The sequence below is a fragment of the Micromonospora endolithica genome, from assembly GCF_003626595.1.
In the GTDB taxonomy this organism is placed as follows: Bacteria; Actinomycetota; Actinomycetes; order Mycobacteriales; family Micromonosporaceae; genus Micromonospora; species Micromonospora endolithica.
Window position 1 is genome coordinate 1 of record NZ_RBAK01000008.1, and the last position, 17095, is coordinate 17095.

Sequence of the window (17095 nt, forward strand, 5' to 3'; positions counted from 1 at the left end):
CCGCGATCTTGCACTTTGTGTCGTCGCGAATGATGCAATGCGGACTAATTGGTAACCGAAAGTGCAAAATCGCGGCGGTTTGAAAGGTGGGGTGGGGTGGGGGTGGGGTGGGGGTGGGGTGGGTCAGCGGTTTTCGAGGAGGGGTTGGGTGGGGTTCCAGGGGGGGCCGCCGGTGGCGTCCCGGCGGCGTCTGGCGATCGCGGACAGGGCCTCCAGGACCACCCGGTTGCCCAGGTAGGCGGTGATGTCGGCGTGGTCGTACGGCGGGGCGACCTCGACCACGTCGACGCCGACCACCGGCAGTTCGTAGCAGACCCGGCGGACCGCGTCGAGCAGTTGCCGGGAGGTGAGTCCGCCCGGTTCGGGGGTGCCGGTGCCGGGTGCCATGCCGGGGTCGACCACGTCGACGTCGACGGAGAGGAAGACGCCCTCGCACTCGTCGACGGCGATCGTGAACGCCTCGGTCAGACAGGTGTCGAGGCCACGGGAGACCAGCTCGGTCATCTCGTACGAGCGCATCCGCTGCTGTGCCATCCACTCCAGAACCGACGGGCCGGGCCAGTACCCGCGCAGGCCGATCTGGAGGAAGCGGTCGCCGCGTACCGCGCCGGACTCGATCAGCCGGCGCATCGGCTGGCCGTGCCCGTGCAGGGAGCCGAACTCGACGTCGCCGGTGTCGGCGTGCGCGTCGAAGTGCACCAGCGACACCCGTCCGTGCCCGTGGTGCCGGGCGACTCCGGTGGCGTCGGGCCGGGCGATGGAGTGGTCGCCGCCGAGGACGACCGGAATCGCCCCGGCGGACGCCACCGCGAAGACGGCCTCCTCCAGGGCGGACAGCGATCGCTCGATGTCGCCGGAGAACATCTCGACGTCGCCCGCGTCGTACACCCGCAGGTCCCGCAACGCGTCGACGCGCAGGGCGAGGGACGGTCGGGAGCCGTCGTGCGGCAGGTAGCAGGCCTGCCGGATGGCCGACGGGCCGAACCGGGTGCCGGGCCGGTGCGAGGTGCCGCCGTCGAACGGCGCGCCGAGGATGACCACGTCGGCGTCGGCGTACGTGACCGGCTCGGCGATGGTGCACGGCGGCACCCCGAGGAAGGTCACGTCCGGGCCGTACATCGGGCCGTAGCGGGTCACCGCTCCTCCATCCCCCACGGCGAGCCGTAGTCGGTCAGCAGGTCGAGGAAGGGTACCGGGGGCAGCGCCTCCGGGCCCAGCACGCCGACGCCGGACCAGGCCCCGGTGGCGAGCAGTTCCAGGGCGACGACCGGGTTGACCGCGGTCTGCCAGACGACGGCCTGGTGGCCGTACTCGCCCATCGACCACTCGTTGTCGACCACGTGGTAGAGGTAGACCTCGCGCGGGTTTCCGTCCACGCCGGTCCCGCGGACCCAGGTGCCGGCGCAGGTCTTGCCGCGCATCCGGTCACCGAGCGTCGCCGGGTCGGGCAGGCAGGCGGCGAGCACGTCCCGGGGCGACACCTGGACGCCGCCGACCCGCACCGGGGCGGTCGAGTCCAGGCCCAGCTTGTGCACGGTCTTCAGCACCTCGATGAACTCGTTGCCGAGGCCGTACTTGAAGGTGACCCGCTTCGCCTTCACCCAGCGCGGGATCAGCAGCACCTCCTCGTGCTCCACGTTGACGCACTCGACCGGACCGATGCCGGCGGGGAAGTGGAACACCTCCGGCTCGCTGAACGGCGGCGTGGTGAACCAGCCGCGCGACTCCTCCCAGACCACCGGCGGGTTGAGGCACTCCTCGATGGTGGTCCAGATGGAGAACGAGGGCGCGAAGTCGTACCCGTCGACGGTCAGGTTCGCGCCGTCCCGGACACCGATCTCGTCGATGTCGCGGAACAGCTCGTCGGCGGCGTACCGGGCGAACACGTCGGACAGCCCCGGTTCGACGCCGATGCCGCAGAGCGCCAACCGCCCGGCGTCGACCCACCGGTCGGCCACCGCGAACTGGTCGTCGCCGAGCTTCACCCCGGTCTCGGCGTGCGGATGTTCCGGGTGCGGGTGGGACAGGGACATCGCCATGTCGAGGTAGTCCGCGCCGGCCGCGTACGCGCCGTCGAAGATCGGCATGACGAAGCGTGGGTCGACCGCGTTCAGCACGTGGGTGATCCGGTGTTCGCGGCAGAGCGCGGCGACCGCGTCGGCCGACGCGGCGTCGACCCGCGCCGCCACGAAGCGCGCGTCGTGCTCGGCCACCGCCCGGGACGCGCGGCCGAGGTCGTGGTCGGCCACGACCATGGTCTCGAAGAAGGTACGGCGGGCGGCGATGGATACGGCGGCGGAGCCGACGCCACCGGCGCCGACGAGGAGGACACGCATCAGGAATCGAACCCCAAACCAAGACGGTCGAGCGTACGGAGCCAGCGGTTGCGCCGCCCGCCGTGCGCGTCGGCGCGGGCGAGCGACCATCGGGTGAGGTGGATGCCGGCGGCCCGGACGGGCTCCGGCGGGAACGGCGGTGGCTTGCGGCGGACCAGGTCGAGCCGGGTCAGCGGGGTGTCCCGGCCGGCGAGCAGGTCGAGCATCACCCGCGCGCCGAACCGGGTCGCGCCGACACCGAGGCCGGTGTAGCCGGCGGCGTAGGAGAGCCGGCCGTCGTACGCGGTGCCGAAGAACGGGCAGAACCGGGTGCAGGTGTCGATGACGCCACCCCACCGGTGGCTGAAGCGCAGCCCGTCGAGCTGCGGGAACGTGGTGCGGAAATGGTCGGCCAGGGCGGTGAAGGTGGCGTCGCGCTGTTCCAGGGACGGCGCGACCCGGTTGCCGTAGTGGTAGACCGCGTCGTACCCGCCGAAGAGGATCCGCCCGTCGCCGGTGATCCGGTAGTAGTGGAACTGGTTGCCGGTGTCCGCGATGCCCTGCCGGTTCGCCCAGCCTATCGAGGCGCGCTGCGGGTCGGTCAGCGGTTCGGTCATCAGCGCGTAGTCGTACACCGGCACGATCCACGCGCGCAGCCGGCGCAGCAGCGGCGGGAACGCGCTGGTGGCGAGCACTGCCTGCCGGGCGCGCACCGATCCGGGACCGCGGTCCGGTCCGCCCACGGTGCCCGCCCGCAGCGCCGCGAAGTCGCGGTGCAGGCCGGTGACCCGGGTGTGCTCGTGGATCCGGACGCCCAGGCCGAGGGCGGCGCGGCGCAGGCCCCAGGCCAGCCGCGCGGGGTCCAGCATGGCGACCCGGTCGCGGTCCCACATGCCGCCGAGGTACGTCGGTGAGTCCACCTCGGCCCGGACCTCGTCGGCGTCGAGCAGGCGTACGTCGTGGCCGTACCGGCGGGCCTGCGCGGCGTCCGCGGCGATCCCGTCGAGCTGGTACGGCTCGACCGCCACCGACAGCTCGCCGGTCCGGGCGAAGTCGCAGTCGATGCCGAACTCGGCAACGGTGGCGGCGATGGCGTCCAGGTTGGCCCGGCCCAGCCGTTCCAGTTCGTCGATCTCGTCGGGGAACCGGTCCACCCCGTTGGCCAGGCCGTGGGTGAGCGAGGCGGCGCAGAAGCCGCCGTTGCGCCCGGACGCGGCCCAGCCGCAGGTGCCGGCCTCGACCAGCAGCACGTCCCGGTCCGGGTCGTCCCGCTTGGCCAGCAGGGCGGTCCACAGCCCGGAGTAGCCACCGCCGACGACCAGCAGGTCGGCCTCGGTGTCCCCGGTCAGCGGCGGCAGCGGGTCGGGGCGCTCCGGCCGGTCCAGCCAGTACGGCACCCGCGCCGCGTCGGCCAGCGCGGGCCGGCCCGCTCCCGGCCGTCGGGCCGGGGCCTGGAAGGAGATCCGGCCGGCACGGGACGGAGCCGGGGTGCGGGACGACGTCCGGCCGGGGTCGGACCCGGTCACGACCGGCCTCCGGCGCGGCCCACCGGCACCGGCGCGGCCAGGGCGGCCCGACGTGCCCGCCGGCCGCGCAGACCGCTGGCCAGCACCAACAGCAGCGCGATCCCGAACATCGCCGTGCCGATGACGTTGACCTGCGGCGGGATGCCCCGCTGGGCGGCGCCCCAGACGTACATCGGGAAGGTGACCGTGGTGCCCGAGTTGAAGTTCGTGATGATGAAGTCGTCGAAGGACAGCGAGAACGCCAGCAGCGCGGCGGCGACGATGCCGGGCAGCACCAGCGGCAGGGTGATCCGGCGGAAGGTCTGCCACTCGTTGGCGTAGAGGTCCATCGCGGCCTCCTCCAGCCGCCGGTCCATGCCGGCCAGCCGCGCCTTCACCGTGACCACCACGAACGACACGCAGAACATGACGTGCGCGACGACCACGGTCCAGAAGCCGAGCGGCACGCCACCGGCGACGAAGAGGGCGAGCAGCGAGGTGCCCAGCACCAGTTCCGGCGTCGCCATCGGCAGGAAGATCAGCACGTTGATCCCGGAGCGGCCCCGGAACCGGTGCCGGACCAGGGCGAACGCCATCAGCGTGCCGAGCAGGGTGCTCACCACGGTCGCGAGGAAGCCGATCTGCACGCTGCGCACCACCGCGTCGCACATGTCGGCGGTGGCGCACGGGTTGCGCCAGTTGTCCAGGGTGAACTCGTGGAAGTCGTACGACAGGCGGCTGGACGGGCGGTTGAACGACAACGCGGCGACCACCGCGATCGGCAGGAGCAGATAGCCGAGCACCAGCAGGGCCACCCCCACCACCCACCGGTCGGCCAGCCAACGGGAGAACCTCACAGCACCTCCTCGGTGCCGGCCCGGCGGAGGTAGACGAACACCACCGCGAGGATCGCCGCCATCAGCAGGAAGGACAGCGCCGCGCCCTGCGGGTAGTCGAGCCGGACCAGGAACGCCGAGTCGATGACGTTGCCGATCATGTACTCGTTCGGGGTGCCGAGCAGTTCGGCGTTGATGTAGTCACCGCTGGCCGGGATGAAGAACAGCAGCGTGCCGGCGACCAGGCCGGGCATCGACAGCGGCAGGGTGACCCGCCGGAACGCCTGCGTCGGGCTCGCGTACAGGTCGCTCGCCGCCTCCAGCAGCCGGGCGTCGAGCCGCTCCAGGCTCGCGTACAGCGGCAGCACCAGGAACGGCAGGAAGTTGTACGTCAGCCCGAGGACCACCGCGACGGGGGTGGCCAGCAGCCGGCCGTCGGGGCCGAGCAGGTGCACGTCGCGCAGCAGCCCGACCAGCCAGCCGTTGTCCGACAGGATGGTCTTCCAGGCGAGCGTACGCACCAGGAAACTGGTGAACATCGGCGCGACCACGCACACCAGCAGCAGGTTCTTCCACCGGCCGGCCTTCTGCGCGATCGCGTACGCCAGCGGGTAACCCATCAACAGTGCCAGCACCAGGGCGACGCCGGCGTAGAGGAACGACCGGCCGAACTGCGGCCAGTACGCCTGCAACGCGTCCGGGTAGTTGCCGAACGCCCAGGTCAGCGCGTACCCGGTGGAGAGCGAGCCGGCGGGGTCGTAGAGGCTCGCGGCGGCCAGTTGGAGCAGCGGCACGGTGAAGAACAGGAACAGCCAGGCCGCGCCCGGCAGCAGCAGCAGGTACGGCAGGAGCCGGTACGACCCTCGGGTGGCGTCCCGATCGCCGGGCGGGGCAGTCGGTGTGGGCGCCCCGCCCAGGTGCGCCAGCGCCGTCATGTGCCGGCCCCCAGGCGGTCGGGTACCGGCTCGGCGGTCTCCTCCGCCGGCACGTCGTGCTCCCCGCCACGCGGCAGGACGAAGGAGTGCCGGGGGTGCCAGTGCGCGGTGACCTCGGCGCCGGGCACCAGCCGGGGGTCCGGGTCGGCGTTGGCGGTGAACACCGACAACTCCTGCCCCCATCCGGTCCGGAGCAGGAACTCGGTACTCACGCCCGCGTAGCAGATGTCGGTCAGGACCGCGCGGAACGCGTTGCGCCCGTCCGGAACCCGACCCGGATCGGCGACCAGCTGCAGCTTCTCGGGTCGGACGCCGAGCCAGACCCGGCCGTGCCGGGACCGAGCCCGGCCCACCGGCACGGCGAACCGGCTGCCGTGTGCGGTGACGAGCAGGTCATCCCCGTCCAGGCCGGTCGCCTCCGCCTCGACCAGGTTGGACTGGCCGAGGAAGTTGGCCACGAACGGGGTGGCCGGGTACTCGTAGATGTCGGCGGGGGCACCGAGTTGCTCGACCCTGCCGGCATTCATCACGGCGACGGTGTCCGCCATCCACATCGCCTCTTCCTGATCATGCGTGACGTGCAGGAAGGTGATGCCGACCTCGGTCTGGATGCGCTTCAGCTCGATCTGCATCTGCCGGCGCAGCTTCAGGTCGAGGGCGCCGAGTGGTTCGTCGAGCAGCAGCACCTGCGGGTGGTTGATCAGGGCGCGGGCCAGCGCGACCCGCTGCTGCTGGCCGCCGGAGAGCTGGGCCGGCCGGCGGGGACCGTAGCCGTCGAGCTGCACCAGCGACAGCATCCGGGTGACCTCGTCGCGTACCGCGCGGATGCCGCGCCGGCGCAGCCCGAACGCCACGTTCTCGGCGATGTCCAGGTGCGGGAAGAGGGCGTACGACTGGAACACGGTGTTCACCGGCCGCTTGTACGGACGCAGCCGGGTGATGTCCCGGTCGCCGAGCAGCACCCGCCCGCCGGTCGGCTCCTCCAGGCCGGCGATCATCCGCAGGGTGGTGGTCTTGCCGCAGCCGGACGCTCCGAGCAGGGCGAAGAACGAACCCTGCGGGACGGTCAGGCTGAGGTCGTCCACCGCGGTGAAGACGCCGAACCGTTTGGTGAGGTCGGCCAGCCGGAGGTCGCCGGCCGGACCCGCGTCGCGTCCCATCTGCCTCACGCCCCGATGACCTGCTGGAACTTGCCCTCGTATTCGCGCTCCTGCTGCTCGTCCAGGGCCATGAAGACCTTGGACTTGGCCAGCAACGCCTCGTCCGGGAAGATCAGCGGGTTGGCCGCCAGCTCCGGGTCGATCTTCTCCATCTCGGCCTGGGCGCCCTTCACCGGGCAGATGTAGTTGACGTACGCGGCGAGCTTCGCGGCCACGGCCGGCTCGTAGTAGTAGTTGATCAGCTCTTCGGCGTTCGCCTTGTGGGTGGCCTTGTTCGGCACCATCATGTTGTCGCTGAACAGGATCACGCCCGAGTCCGGCGCGACGAACCGGATCTTCTCGTTCTCGCCGGCCAGCTGGATGACGTCGCCGGACCAGCCGATGCAGGCGGCGATGTCGCCCTTGGCCAGCTCCGGGGCGTAGTCGTTGCCGGTGAACCGGCGGATCTGCCCGGAGTCGACCGCCTTCTTCAGCTTGTTGAGCGCGTCGTCGAACTGCGCGGCGGTGAAGTTCGCCGGGTCGTGACCGTTGGACTGGAGCAGCAGGCCGATGGTGTCCCGCATCTCCGACAGGGCGGTGACCTTGCCCTTGAGGTCGGGGCGGGTGAGCAGCTCGTCGACGGTGCGGATCTCCTTGGCGACGCTGCCGTTGTAGGCCAGACCGGCCAGCCCGGACTGCCACGGGACGGCGATCCGGTTCTCCCGGTCGAACGAGCGGTCGAGCAGCGACGGCAACAGGTTGGCCTGGACGTTCGGGATCTTCGCCTTGTCGAGCTTCTGGATCCAGCCGAGCCGGATCATCCGGGCGGCCATCCAGTCGGTGAGCACGATGATGTCCCGCCCGGTGCCCTGACAGGCCGCGAGCTGGTTCTGCACCTTGCCGAAGAACTCGTTGTTGTCGTTGATGTCCTCGGTGTACGTCACCTTGATGCCGGTCCGGGTGACGAACTCGTCCAGGCTCGGCCGCTTCGACTCGTCCTTCTCGTCGACGTCCATGTACTGCGGCCAGTTGGAGAAGGCCAACGTCTTCTCGGTGCCGGAGAGGTCGTCGCTGACGCAGCCGGCCTCGGTCTGGGTCGCGGCCTTCGTGCCGCAGCCGGCGAGGGAGCCACCGGCCGCGAGGAGCGCCGCCGAGCCGAGCGTGCCGGTCAGAAGTCCACGCCGGGTGAGGGGCCGAAGGGGAGATCGCATATGACGACTCCTAAGGGGTCTTCGCCGGCGGCAGGACGGGGGTGGCACGCCAGCGGGAGGGTCAGGTCGCGGTGGACGACTGATCCTGACATGAGGTGACCTCCCTTACAAGGGATTCCGTTGCGGGAATAGCCTTGGACGACGAGATACGCAAGACTGCACCGGGGCACTAGGCTCAGGCCCGGGATCCGGCATGGGGAGCGATCGATGACGAACCGGCAGAACGACAACGGTAACGGCGGACGGAGAGTAACCGTCCGTGACGGTGCCACCCACGCTCTGCTCGACGACGTGGCGAAGCAGATCATCGAACAGCTCCAGGAGGACGGGCGCCGCCCGTACGCGACGATCGGCAAGGCCGTCGGGCTCTCCGAGGCGGCGGTCCGGCAGCGGGTGCAGCGCCTGCTCGACGCCGGGGTGATGCAGATCGTCGCGGTCACCGACCCGCTCCAGCTCGGTTTCCCCCGGCAGGCCATGATCGGCCTGCGCACCGACGGGGACCTGGAGGCGGTCGCCGACCGACTCGCCGAACTGGTGGAGGTCGACTACGTCGTCATCACCGCGGGCTCGTTCGACCTGCTCACCGAGGTGGTGTGCCGCAACGACGACCACCTGCTGGAGATCCTGCAACGACTCCGCGCGGTCGAGGGCGTGCTCTCCACGGAGGCGTTCGTCTATTTGAAGCTGCGCAAGCAGACCTACACCTGGGGCACCGCCTGACCCATCCTGGATCGACTCGGCCCCCTGGAAGTCAGGGTGTCCGCGCCGGGCCGATGCCCCGACTTCCGTGATCCCGAGTGGATCAGCGGGCCGGGGTGCAGGCATCGCCGCGGAGGCTGTCGATCTGATGTCGCAGATGAATCGCGCCATCCCGGCCGGCGCCCGGCCCCTGCGTCCCGATCCCCCGCCGTGACGTCACCGGTGGCTCAGCTCGACAGGAGACGGGACGCGCACACCGGCACCCGGGCCGCCCGCGACGAGCGGCACACCGGCCCGGCCGCCCGCCGCCCGCCCGCAGACCGCCGAGTGCGAAATCCGTTGCCAAGGCGATGGTCACGCTCTGAATCCGTCGCTCGCAGCTCATATTGCCACCGATACCACTTGCCTTCTGGGTCGGGGCTGTGGGATAACCGTGGGCAGAGCGGCCGGTGTCACCCCTGCCCGGCCCGAGACCCGATGGGGCTGACATGGCCAACGCCACCGACCACCTCTGGATGCACTTCACCCGGATGGCGAGCTACTCCGCCGGCGAGGTGCCGACCATCGTCCGCGGCGAGGGCGCGTACGTCTGGGATTCCCAGGGGCGTCGTTACCTGGACGGGCTCGCCGGGCTCTTCGTCGTCAACGCCGGCCACGGCCGCACCGAGCTGGCCGAGGCCGCCGCCAAACAGGCCGCCGAGCTGGCCTACTTCCCGCTGTGGTCGTACGCCCATCCGACCGCCGTCGAGCTGGCCGAGAAGATCGCCGCACTGGCCCCCGGCGACCTGAACCGGGTCTTCTTCACCACCGGCGGCTCGGAGGCGGTCGAGGCGGCGTGGAAGCTCGCCCGGGCCTACTTCAAGCGCACCGGCAAGCCGAACAAGCACAAGGTGGTCAGCCGCTACATCGCCTACCACGGCACCTCGATGGGCGCGCTGTCGATCACCGGCCTACCCGGCATCAAGAGCGACTTCGAGCCGCTGGTGCCGGGCGGCATCAAGGTGCCGAACACCAACTTCTACCGCGCCCCCGAGCACGGCGACTCCGCCGAGGCGTTCGGCCGGTGGGCCGCCGAGGAGATCGGCCGGGCCATCGAGCGCGAGGGGCCGGACACCGTCGCCGCCGTGTTCCTGGAGCCGGTGCAGAACTCCGGCGGCTGCTTCCCGCCGCCGCCCGGCTACTTCGAGCGGGTCCGGGAGATCTGCGACGCGTACGACGTGCTGCTCGTCTCCGACGAGGTGATCTGCTCCTGGGGACGGCTCGGGGAGTACTTCGGCGCGGTCCGCTACGGCTACCAGCCGGACATCATCACCACCGCCAAGGGCATCACCTCCGGTTACGCCCCGCTCGGCGCGATGATCGCCAGCGAGCGCCTGATGGAGCCGTTTCTCACCGAGACCGGCATGTTCGCCCACGGGGTGACCTTCGGCGGGCACCCGGTCTCCTGCGCGGTGGCGCTGGCGAACCTGGAGGTCTTCGCCCGCGAGGACCTGATCGGGCACGTACGCGCCAACGAGGACGCCTTCCGGTCCACCCTGGAGAAGCTGTACGACCTGCCGATCGTCGGCGACGTCCGCGGCGACGGCTACTTCTACGGCATCGAACTGGTCAAGGACAAGACGACGAGGGCGACCTTCGACGAGGCGGAGTCCGAGCGGCTGCTGCGCGGTTTCCTGTCCACCGCCCTGTTCCAGGCCGGCCTCTACTGCCGCGCCGACGACCGGGGCGACCCGGTGGTGCAGCTCGCCCCGCCGCTGATCGCCGAGCAGCGGCAGTTCGACGAGATCGAGCAGATCCTGCGGGCCGTCCTCACCGAGGCGTGGTCCCGCCTCTGACCCCCACCCGCCCGACGGCGGGGTCAGTGGTTGGGGGGGATCACCCGGAGGTGGCCCCGGCGGCCCGTCTGGGGGGCGCCGGGGGGTTGGTTGTGGTGGTGCTGGTCGTCCTCGGGTGGGCGGGGAGTGATCGGGCGGGCCGCCTCGCGGACCGCCTCGGCCAGGGCCACCAGGTCGTCCGTGGTGGGCGGCGGGGGCTCGAACTCGCCCTCGTGGCGGACCACGTCCCAGCCCCGGGGTGCGGTGAGGCTCCGGGCGTGCGGTTCGCAGAGGTCGTACGTGTGCGGCTCCGCGAAGGCGGCCAGCGGGCCCACCACGGCGGTCGACTCGTTGTAGACATAGGTCAATGTGGCGACCGCTTGCCGGGGGCAGCCGTTACGGGAGCAGCGCCGTGGTGACCTCACGTGCGGCAGGGTATCTCCAATACCGGCTCCGCCGCATCGCTTCGCGTTGCGACACGCCCGTCACGGTGATCACAATTCGGCGCCCCGGAGGTCGGCGCGCCAGCCGGTCGCCGCTGCCGTGGGCCGGGGCCGGCCGGGGGCTACCCTGTGCCTCATGGGAAGCCCGGAACACCGTCGCCCCGGCTCGGGTCGGCGCGTACGCCGCGACCGGCACGGCCGTGGCCTGCGCGGGCGGCTGGTGCCGGCGACGGTGCCGCTGGCGCGTACCAAGGCGGAGATCTTCGACGACCTGGTGCTGGACACCGTCGAGACCCTGGAGCGACGCTTCGCCAAGGAGCTGGCGGGCGTCGAGTTCGCGGTCGAGGACGTGCCGCCGGACCTGAACGTGTACGACTCCGACGTGCTGGAGGACGGCGAGGTCCCGCTGGCGCGGCTGCTCCCCGGCCGGCCGGGCCGGCAGGAGGTGCCGCCCCGGATCGTGCTCTATCGCCGCCCGCTGGAGTTCCGGGCGATGGACCGTGAGGACCTCGCCGACCTCGTCCACGACGTCATCATCGAGCAGGTGGCGAACCTGCTCGGCGTCGACCCCGACGAACTGGCCTGAGACCGGAGGCCCACCGGTCCGGACCGGGCGGCCCCCACCACCCCGGCCCGGCACCGCGCTCAGGCGACGCGCCGCTTGAGCTTCCGCCGCTCCCGCTCGGAGAGTCCACCCCAGATGCCGAACCGCTCGTCGTGGCCGAGAGCGTATTCCAGGCATTCCGTCTTCACCTCGCAACGCGAGCAGATGCGCTTCGCCTCGCGGGTCGAGCCGCCCTTCTCGGGAAAGAACGCCTCCGGATCGGTCTGCGAGCACAGTGCCCGCTCCTGCCACTCCGGCGCGTTTCCGAGCAGGTCGGCCACCTCAAGCTGGCCGTCCATCAATTGCCTCCTTGTCGCGCACCGGCGTCATCGCCGCTGCAACCCCCCACGCGAAAGGCGTGCGTGTCCGTCCGGTCCGGATTTGTTGCGTTCCGTGCGAACAACCCCATTCAAATTACACGCGTGTAATGCGTGCGCCGTCAAGCCAATCTTGATAATGGAGTCGCCCTCCCGACACGCCCGGGCGGCCACCCGACCACCCGGCCCTCGCAACCTGCCCTATCGATTCAGACCCCGGCCGAGTAACGCCCTCTCCGGCGAGTTGCGCGAGTTTTCTCCTGTGGCGACCGCCCGGTGACGTACCGTGACGGGTCGACAACGACATCGGAACGCCGTCCACCGAGATCGTTGATCTTGGTGGGGCACAGGTTAACGCGCCACGCGGCGAACCGCTCGTCGAGCCGCCAACGCCGAACGCGCCCCGTCCACACTGTGGACGGGGCGCGGTGGCCAGGGAGGCGGACCGGTCAGCCGGGTGTGCGCGGAGCGCTGCTCGGCCAGGCGAACTCGGCGATCACGCCGCCGGTGACGGCGACCGTTCCGGCCGGTGTGGTGTCGTCCCACCAGACGGTATAGACGCCGGCCGGCAGTTCCGGGTAGACGGCACTGTGGAACGTGCCGTCCTGCACCCGGCGCTCCCGCACCGCCGAGTGGGTACGCGGCTCGTCGGCCCGACCGACCTCGATCTCCCGACCGTGCTGGTCGCGTCCGGTGTAGATGATCAACGCACCGGTGTCGCCGCCGATGTCGAGGACGACGCTGCCGGTCTCCGACGGCCCGTACGCGTGCTCGTGGCTGTGCATGACGACCTCCGACGGGTCAGGCCGGGACGGGCGGGTTGTTGAACCCGTCGTACGGCGTACCGAGGTAGGGGAACTTGCCGAGGAACGGCGCGGTCACGTCGGCCGCGCTCAAGCCCGGGGTGACCGCCGCCGCGGCGGCGTCCGGTCGGAACGCCCGGTCCACCAGCGGCACGGTCAGCCCGGCGACGGCCCGCAACGCGATGCTGACCACGTCGTCGGTCACCCGGCGGCCGTTCGGGAAGCCGGCCAGGTCGCCGCCGAGCACGCCGAACCGGTTGGGCTCGCGGGTCGGCGGGATCGCCGTGTTCAGCCGCAGCATGTCGGCCTGGAGGTCGCCGGTGGCGTTGGTGAAGCCGTCGATCAGGCCGGCCGGGATTCCGGTGAGGAGGATCGCGACCAGGTCGGCGCGGGCCTTCCCGGACTTGTTCAGCGCGGCCAGGTTGGGAAAGACGTCCGGGTAGAGCACCGGCAGCAACGCGGCCAGCTCCGGCTGCTCGACGAACGTCGCGAACCGCTTGTCCTCCGACGGTGGCAGCGTGTTCCACTCGTCCTTGCGGGACATCGGCACGATGACCTCGTTGAACAACGGGTTGCCCAGCCGGGACACCTGCGTGAAGGGTCCGGCGGCGGTGTCCGCCGCGCCCCGGTCACCGAGCACCCGCACCTGGCGGCGGGACGCCGTCGTCCACACCCCGATCACCGAGGCGGCGTCGCCGACCGCGTACCGGTCGGCCTTGCGGCGCACCTTGTCCAGCGGCACCTGCACGGCGATGCTGTGCACGTTCATCCGGTCGGTGGCGTTGACCGGCTCCCCCTCCGCCTTGAAGATCTTCTTCCCGGCGACGTGCAACTGCTGGAACGGCCGCAACGTGCCGAGGTCGAAGATGGCGCCGAGGTCGACGAAGAAGCCGTCCGCCCGCTGCCCGGCGAAGACCCGCTCGCCCGTGGAGAGCGAGTACGTCGCCTGCCGCACGAGTTCGGCGTACCTCGGGGTGGACAGCGGGCCGACGTTGCACGGCGGGCAGGGCAGCTTGTGGGCCAGCCGGTGCTCCCGGCCGTCGGCGACGCGGGTCAGGCTGTAGAACTGCCGGCGGTTCCAGTTCTCGCTGTCCAGCGAGTCGATCGGCCCGGTGTTGTAGAGAAAACTGTTCGCGTTCGTGATCTCGGTGGTGAATTCGAAACGGTACGTGACGTCCGCCCGCCCGTCGCCGTTGTTGTCGATATTGATCTCGTACCGCACGTCGTCGCCGAACTCGAAGAAGTTCGGGCCACCCGACGGCAACTGCAACGGCACGTAGTTGGCGATCAGCGTGACCGAGTCGGGACGGTCCGGGCTGACGAAGGCGTACAGGTCGGACGAGTCGGCGACCGGATCCTTGGCGATTTCCGGCGCCTCGCGGTGCGAAGACATGGCGCAGCCACCTCACTGAGCGAAAGAGGAATCCCGGGACCGGCGTCGAGAGCCCCCGCCGGACCGGACGAGGAAGGAGGACGGGTCGGCGTCAGCGCCGGGCGGCGCGCCGCAGCCGGTCCGCCAGGCCGCGGTCGCGTACCTCGATGCGGGACGTGCCGACGAAGACGTCCATGGTCCCCGAGTCGGCGTCGCGGAGGTGGACCACGATCGGGTCGTCGGCGTCGCCCGCCGCCCCCGGGGCGTTCTGCGCGGCGGACAGGCCGGGCACGGTGAGGGCGGCCGCGCCGAGCGTGGCGCTGGCCGCCGCGGTCAACGTCTGCCGGCGGGTCAGTCGCGGCCAGGGCCGCTTCCGCTGATCAGTGGTCATGGGCAACCTTTCCGGCGGCGGCGCGTGACGCGCCCGCGAGCACGATCGCGGGGACCGGCGACGTCCGCCCACCCCGCGAGGGGACGCCGGCGGCGGTCCTCGCCGCAACCGCCGCCGGCACGCACTGGTACGGTCGGCGACGGGGAAAGGTTCGACACTAGGCCGGAGCGTGACCGTACGCGGTCGTCCGCTTGCGCGCCGGACGTCCGGCGGCCTTCGCGATGGTGACCAACTGCTCCTCGGTACGCGCCGAGCCGTTGCCGGAGCCGGCCATCCGGGAGATCGTCTCCTCCATCAGCGTGCCACCCAGGTCGTTGCAGCCGCCCCGCAGCATCGCCACGGTGCCCTCGTCGCCCAGCTTGACCCACGAGCACTGGATGTTCGGGATCCGGCCGTGCAGCAGCAACCGGGACATCGCGTGCACCACCCGGTTCTCCCGCCAGGTCGGGCCCGGCCGGGCGATGCCGGCCAGGTAGATGGGAGCGTTGGTGTGCACGAACGGCAGCGCCACGAACTCGGTGAACCCGCCGGTGCGGCCCTGCACCCCGGCCAGCACCCGGAAGTGCGCGAGCCACTGGCCCGGGTGGTCGACGTGGCCGTACATCATCGTGGAGCTGGACCGGATGCCCAGCTCGTGCGCCGTGCTCACCACCTCGACCCAGGCGGCGGCCGGCAGTTTGCCCTTGGTGAGCACCCACCGCACGTCGTCGTCGAGGATCTCCGCGGCGGTGCCGGGGATGGTGTCCAGGCCCGCCTCGCGCAGGCGGGTCAGCCACTCGCGGACCGGCACGCCGGCCTTGGCGGCGGCGGTGACGATCTCCATCGGCGAGAACGCGTGCACGTGCATGCCGGGCACCCGCGCCTTGATCGCCCGGACCAGGTCGGGATAGATCGTGACCGGCAGCTTCGGGTCGATGCCGCCCTGGAGGCACACCTCGCTCGCGCCGGCCGCCCACGCCTGCGCGGCCCGGTCGGCCACCTGCTCGACCGAGAGCCGGTACGCGTCGGCGTCCCGCTCGCGCTGCGCGAACGCGCAGAACCGGCAGCCCACGTAGCAGACGTTGCTGAAGTTGATGTTGCGGTTGACCACGTACGTCACGTCGTCGCCGACGGCGTCCCGCCGGACGTCGTCGGCCAGCCGGCACAGCGCGTCCAGGGCCGGCCCGTCGGCGGCGAACAGCGCCAACGCCAACGCCTCGTGCCGGGGCTCCAGCAGCGCCGCCGGGTCGTCGGCCACCAAGCGCAGCCCGGCGCGCAGGTCGTCGTGGCCCGCTCCGGCGGTCGCGCCGGCGGTGACCTTGCCGGCCACCTCCGACCAGTCGCCGTAGACGTGGTCGAAGTCGCCCCGCCGGTCCCCGGTCCGCCCGGTGGTGTCGATGGTGGCGTGCAGGTCGGTCCGCCCGCCGTACGCCTCGTCGGGCTCCTGCCACGGCCGGCCGACCGGGCGGGCGTCGGCCACCGCGAGCCCGGTCTCCGGGTCGGCCAGGGCGGTGACGTGCGGCAGCAGGCGCGGGTCCAGCCAAGGGTCGCCACCCCGGACGTACTCCGGGTAGATCGTCAACCGCTCCCGCAGGGTGAACCCGGCCTTCGCGGTGTGCGCGGCCAGCTCGTCGAGCTGCGGCCAGGGGCGCTCCGGGTTCACGTGGTCCGGGGTCAGCGGGGACACCCCGCCCCAGTCGTCGATGCCGGCGCGCAGCAGCAGGTCGTACTCGCCCTCGATGAGGTTCGGCGGGGCCTGGATGCGGGCCTTCGGGCCGAGCAGGATCCGGGTCACCGCCACCGTCGCGGCGAGGTCGTGCAGCTCGGCGTCGGGCATGCCGCGCATCGCGGTGTCCGGCTTGGCGCGGAAGTTCTGCACGATCACCTCCTGGAGGTGGCCGTACTCCCGGTGCGCCCGGCGGATCGCGAAGATCGCGTCCACCCGCTCGGCCGGCGTCTCACCGATGCCGATGAGGATGCCGGTGGTGAACGGCACGTTCACCCGGCCGGCGTCGTCGAGCACCCGCAGCCGGACCGCCGGCTCCTTGTCCGGGGAGCCGAAGTGCGGGCCGCCCGGCTCGGACCACAGCCGGGTCGCGGTCGTCTCCAGCATCATGCCCATGCTCGGCGCGACCGGCTTGAGCCGCTGCAACTCCGCCCACGACAGCACACCCGGGTTCAGGTGCGGCAGCAGGCCGGTCTCCTCCAGCACCGCCACCGCACAGGCGCGCAGATAGTCCAGCGTGGAGTCGTAGCCCCGCTCGTCCAGCCAACGCCGGGCCGCCGGCCAGCGCTCCTCCGGCCGGTCGCCGAGGGTGAACAGGGCCTCCTTGCAACCCTGCGCCGCGCCCGCCCGGGCGATCGCCAGGACCTCCTCCTGCTCCAGGAACGCCGCCGGCAGCCGGTGCGGCACCGTGGCGAAGGTGCAGTAGTGGCAACGGTCCCGGCACAGCCGGGTGAGCGGGACGAAGACCTTCTTCGAGTACGTGACCACGCCCGGCCGCCCGGCGGCGACCAACCCGGCGTCGCGGACCGCCCCGGCTATTTCCAGCAACTCGTCCAGCACCACGCCCCGGGCGGCCAGCAACGCGGTGGCCTCGTCGACGTCCAACGCCCGCCCGGTCGCGGCCCGGCGTAGTGCCCGCCGCGCGCTGGCGTCGGTCGGACCCGGCACGGTGCGATCAACCATCCGCCCAGCCTAGGCGCAACCCCGCGAACACCCACCCTCCCCG

Annotated in this window: 16 protein-coding genes; 3 read left to right on the forward strand and 13 right to left on the reverse strand. The window is 71.5% G+C overall.

Annotated features, from left to right (window positions below):
- Positions 1-123: 123 nt before the first annotated feature.
- From speB to D7223_RS19965, 7 genes are read right to left on the reverse strand one after another with little or no spacing between them, the layout of a single operon-like run.
- The gene (speB, locus tag D7223_RS19935) at positions 124-1137 is read right to left on the reverse strand and encodes an agmatinase (protein ID WP_120729937.1); all 1014 of its coding nucleotides are present in this window, start codon (positions 1135-1137) and stop codon (positions 124-126) included.
- Complete coding sequence (locus D7223_RS19940) at positions 1134-2336, reverse strand: saccharopine dehydrogenase family protein (RefSeq protein ID WP_120729938.1); 1203 nt, start codon at positions 2334-2336, stop codon at positions 1134-1136. The genes speB and D7223_RS19940 overlap by 4 nt, the downstream gene beginning before the upstream one ends.
- Positions 2336-3778, reverse strand: a complete 1443-nt coding sequence (locus D7223_RS19945) for an NAD(P)/FAD-dependent oxidoreductase (RefSeq protein ID WP_120730179.1) — start codon at positions 3776-3778, stop codon at positions 2336-2338. The genes D7223_RS19940 and D7223_RS19945 overlap by 1 nt, the downstream gene beginning before the upstream one ends.
- Before the next feature lie 59 nt (positions 3779-3837).
- Complete coding sequence (locus D7223_RS19950) at positions 3838-4677, reverse strand: ABC transporter permease (protein WP_120729939.1); 840 nt, start codon at positions 4675-4677, stop codon at positions 3838-3840.
- Positions 4674-5591: an ABC transporter permease gene (locus tag D7223_RS19955; protein ID WP_120729940.1), complete on the reverse strand. Its 918-nt coding sequence runs from the start codon at positions 5589-5591 to the stop codon at positions 4674-4676. Before D7223_RS19955 ends, D7223_RS19950 begins: the two co-directional genes overlap by 4 nt.
- Positions 5588-6751 (reverse strand): ABC transporter ATP-binding protein, encoded by a 1164-nt coding sequence (locus tag D7223_RS19960; protein ID WP_120729941.1) that lies wholly within the window; start codon positions 6749-6751, stop codon positions 5588-5590. Before D7223_RS19960 ends, D7223_RS19955 begins: the two co-directional genes overlap by 4 nt.
- A gap of 5 nt (positions 6752-6756) precedes the next feature.
- Positions 6757-7941 carry a polyamine ABC transporter substrate-binding protein gene (locus D7223_RS19965; RefSeq protein ID WP_120729942.1) on the reverse strand — a complete coding sequence of 395 codons (1185 nt, stop codon included), beginning with the start codon at positions 7939-7941 and terminating at the stop codon, positions 6757-6759.
- Positions 7942-8148: 207 nt separating this feature from the next.
- Between D7223_RS19965 and D7223_RS19970 the strand changes: the two genes are divergently transcribed.
- Positions 8149-8661 carry an Lrp/AsnC family transcriptional regulator gene (locus D7223_RS19970; RefSeq protein WP_120729943.1) on the forward strand — a complete coding sequence of 171 codons (513 nt, stop codon included), beginning with the start codon at positions 8149-8151 and terminating at the stop codon, positions 8659-8661.
- Positions 8662-9128: 467 nt separating this feature from the next.
- Positions 9129-10475, forward strand: coding sequence for an aspartate aminotransferase family protein (locus D7223_RS19975; protein WP_120729944.1), 1347 nt, complete (start codon positions 9129-9131; stop codon positions 10473-10475).
- Between the two features lie 23 nt (positions 10476-10498).
- On the opposite strand, the gene D7223_RS19980 is transcribed toward D7223_RS19975, so the two are convergent.
- Positions 10499-10879, reverse strand: coding sequence for a DUF3499 domain-containing protein (locus D7223_RS19980; protein WP_120729945.1), 381 nt, complete (start codon positions 10877-10879; stop codon positions 10499-10501).
- A 154-nt stretch (positions 10880-11033) separates the two neighbouring features.
- Between D7223_RS19980 and D7223_RS19985 the strand changes: the two genes are divergently transcribed.
- Entirely contained in the window at positions 11034-11483 is a 450-nt protein-coding gene (locus tag D7223_RS19985) for a metallopeptidase family protein (protein ID WP_120729946.1), read from the forward strand.
- A 59-nt stretch (positions 11484-11542) separates the two neighbouring features.
- Here the strand turns inward: D7223_RS19985 and D7223_RS19990 are convergent, their stop codons facing one another.
- The 5 genes from D7223_RS19990 to D7223_RS20010 form a co-directional block, all read right to left on the reverse strand.
- Positions 11543-11800, reverse strand: coding sequence for a WhiB family transcriptional regulator (locus D7223_RS19990; RefSeq protein ID WP_088980572.1), 258 nt, complete (start codon positions 11798-11800; stop codon positions 11543-11545).
- Between the two features lie 467 nt (positions 11801-12267).
- Complete coding sequence (locus D7223_RS19995) at positions 12268-12603, reverse strand: phospholipase (protein WP_120729947.1); 336 nt, start codon at positions 12601-12603, stop codon at positions 12268-12270.
- A 16-nt stretch (positions 12604-12619) separates the two neighbouring features.
- Complete coding sequence (locus D7223_RS20000) at positions 12620-14014, reverse strand: DUF4331 domain-containing protein (RefSeq protein WP_120729948.1); 1395 nt, start codon at positions 14012-14014, stop codon at positions 12620-12622.
- 91 nt (positions 14015-14105) lie between these two features.
- The gene (locus D7223_RS20005; RefSeq protein WP_120729949.1) at positions 14106-14384 is read right to left on the reverse strand and encodes a hypothetical protein; all 279 of its coding nucleotides are present in this window, start codon (positions 14382-14384) and stop codon (positions 14106-14108) included.
- 157 nt (positions 14385-14541) lie between these two features.
- Positions 14542-17052 carry a bifunctional FO biosynthesis protein CofGH gene (locus D7223_RS20010; RefSeq protein WP_120729950.1) on the reverse strand — a complete coding sequence of 837 codons (2511 nt, stop codon included), beginning with the start codon at positions 17050-17052 and terminating at the stop codon, positions 14542-14544.
- Between the last annotated feature and the right edge of the window lie 43 nt (positions 17053-17095).

Excerpts from the sequence above, each read along its gene's own strand:
- D7223_RS19995 (WP_120729947.1), bottom strand. The coding sequence starts at position 12,603 with ATGCACAGCCACGAGCACGCGTACGGGCCGTCGGAGACCGGCAGCGTC.
- D7223_RS19965 (WP_120729942.1), bottom strand. The coding sequence starts at position 7,941 with ATGCGATCTCCCCTTCGGCCCCTCACCCGGCGTGGACTTCTGACCGGC.
- D7223_RS20000 (WP_120729948.1), bottom strand. The coding sequence starts at position 14,014 with ATGTCTTCGCACCGCGAGGCGCCGGAAATCGCCAAGGATCCGGTCGCC.
- D7223_RS20010 (WP_120729950.1), bottom strand. The coding sequence starts at position 17,052 with ATGGTTGATCGCACCGTGCCGGGTCCGACCGACGCCAGCGCGCGGCGG.
- D7223_RS19990 (WP_088980572.1), bottom strand. The coding sequence starts at position 11,800 with ATGGACGGCCAGCTTGAGGTGGCCGACCTGCTCGGAAACGCGCCGGAG.
- D7223_RS19975 (WP_120729944.1), top strand. The coding sequence starts at position 9,129 with ATGGCCAACGCCACCGACCACCTCTGGATGCACTTCACCCGGATGGCG.
- D7223_RS19955 (WP_120729940.1), bottom strand. The coding sequence starts at position 5,591 with ATGACGGCGCTGGCGCACCTGGGCGGGGCGCCCACACCGACTGCCCCG.
- D7223_RS19960 (WP_120729941.1), bottom strand. The coding sequence starts at position 6,751 with ATGGGACGCGACGCGGGTCCGGCCGGCGACCTCCGGCTGGCCGACCTC.
- D7223_RS19940 (WP_120729938.1), bottom strand. The coding sequence starts at position 2,336 with ATGCGTGTCCTCCTCGTCGGCGCCGGTGGCGTCGGCTCCGCCGCCGTA.
- D7223_RS19970 (WP_120729943.1), top strand. The coding sequence starts at position 8,149 with ATGACGAACCGGCAGAACGACAACGGTAACGGCGGACGGAGAGTAACC.
- D7223_RS20005 (WP_120729949.1), bottom strand. The coding sequence starts at position 14,384 with ATGACCACTGATCAGCGGAAGCGGCCCTGGCCGCGACTGACCCGCCGG.
- D7223_RS19985 (WP_120729946.1), top strand. The coding sequence starts at position 11,034 with ATGGGAAGCCCGGAACACCGTCGCCCCGGCTCGGGTCGGCGCGTACGC.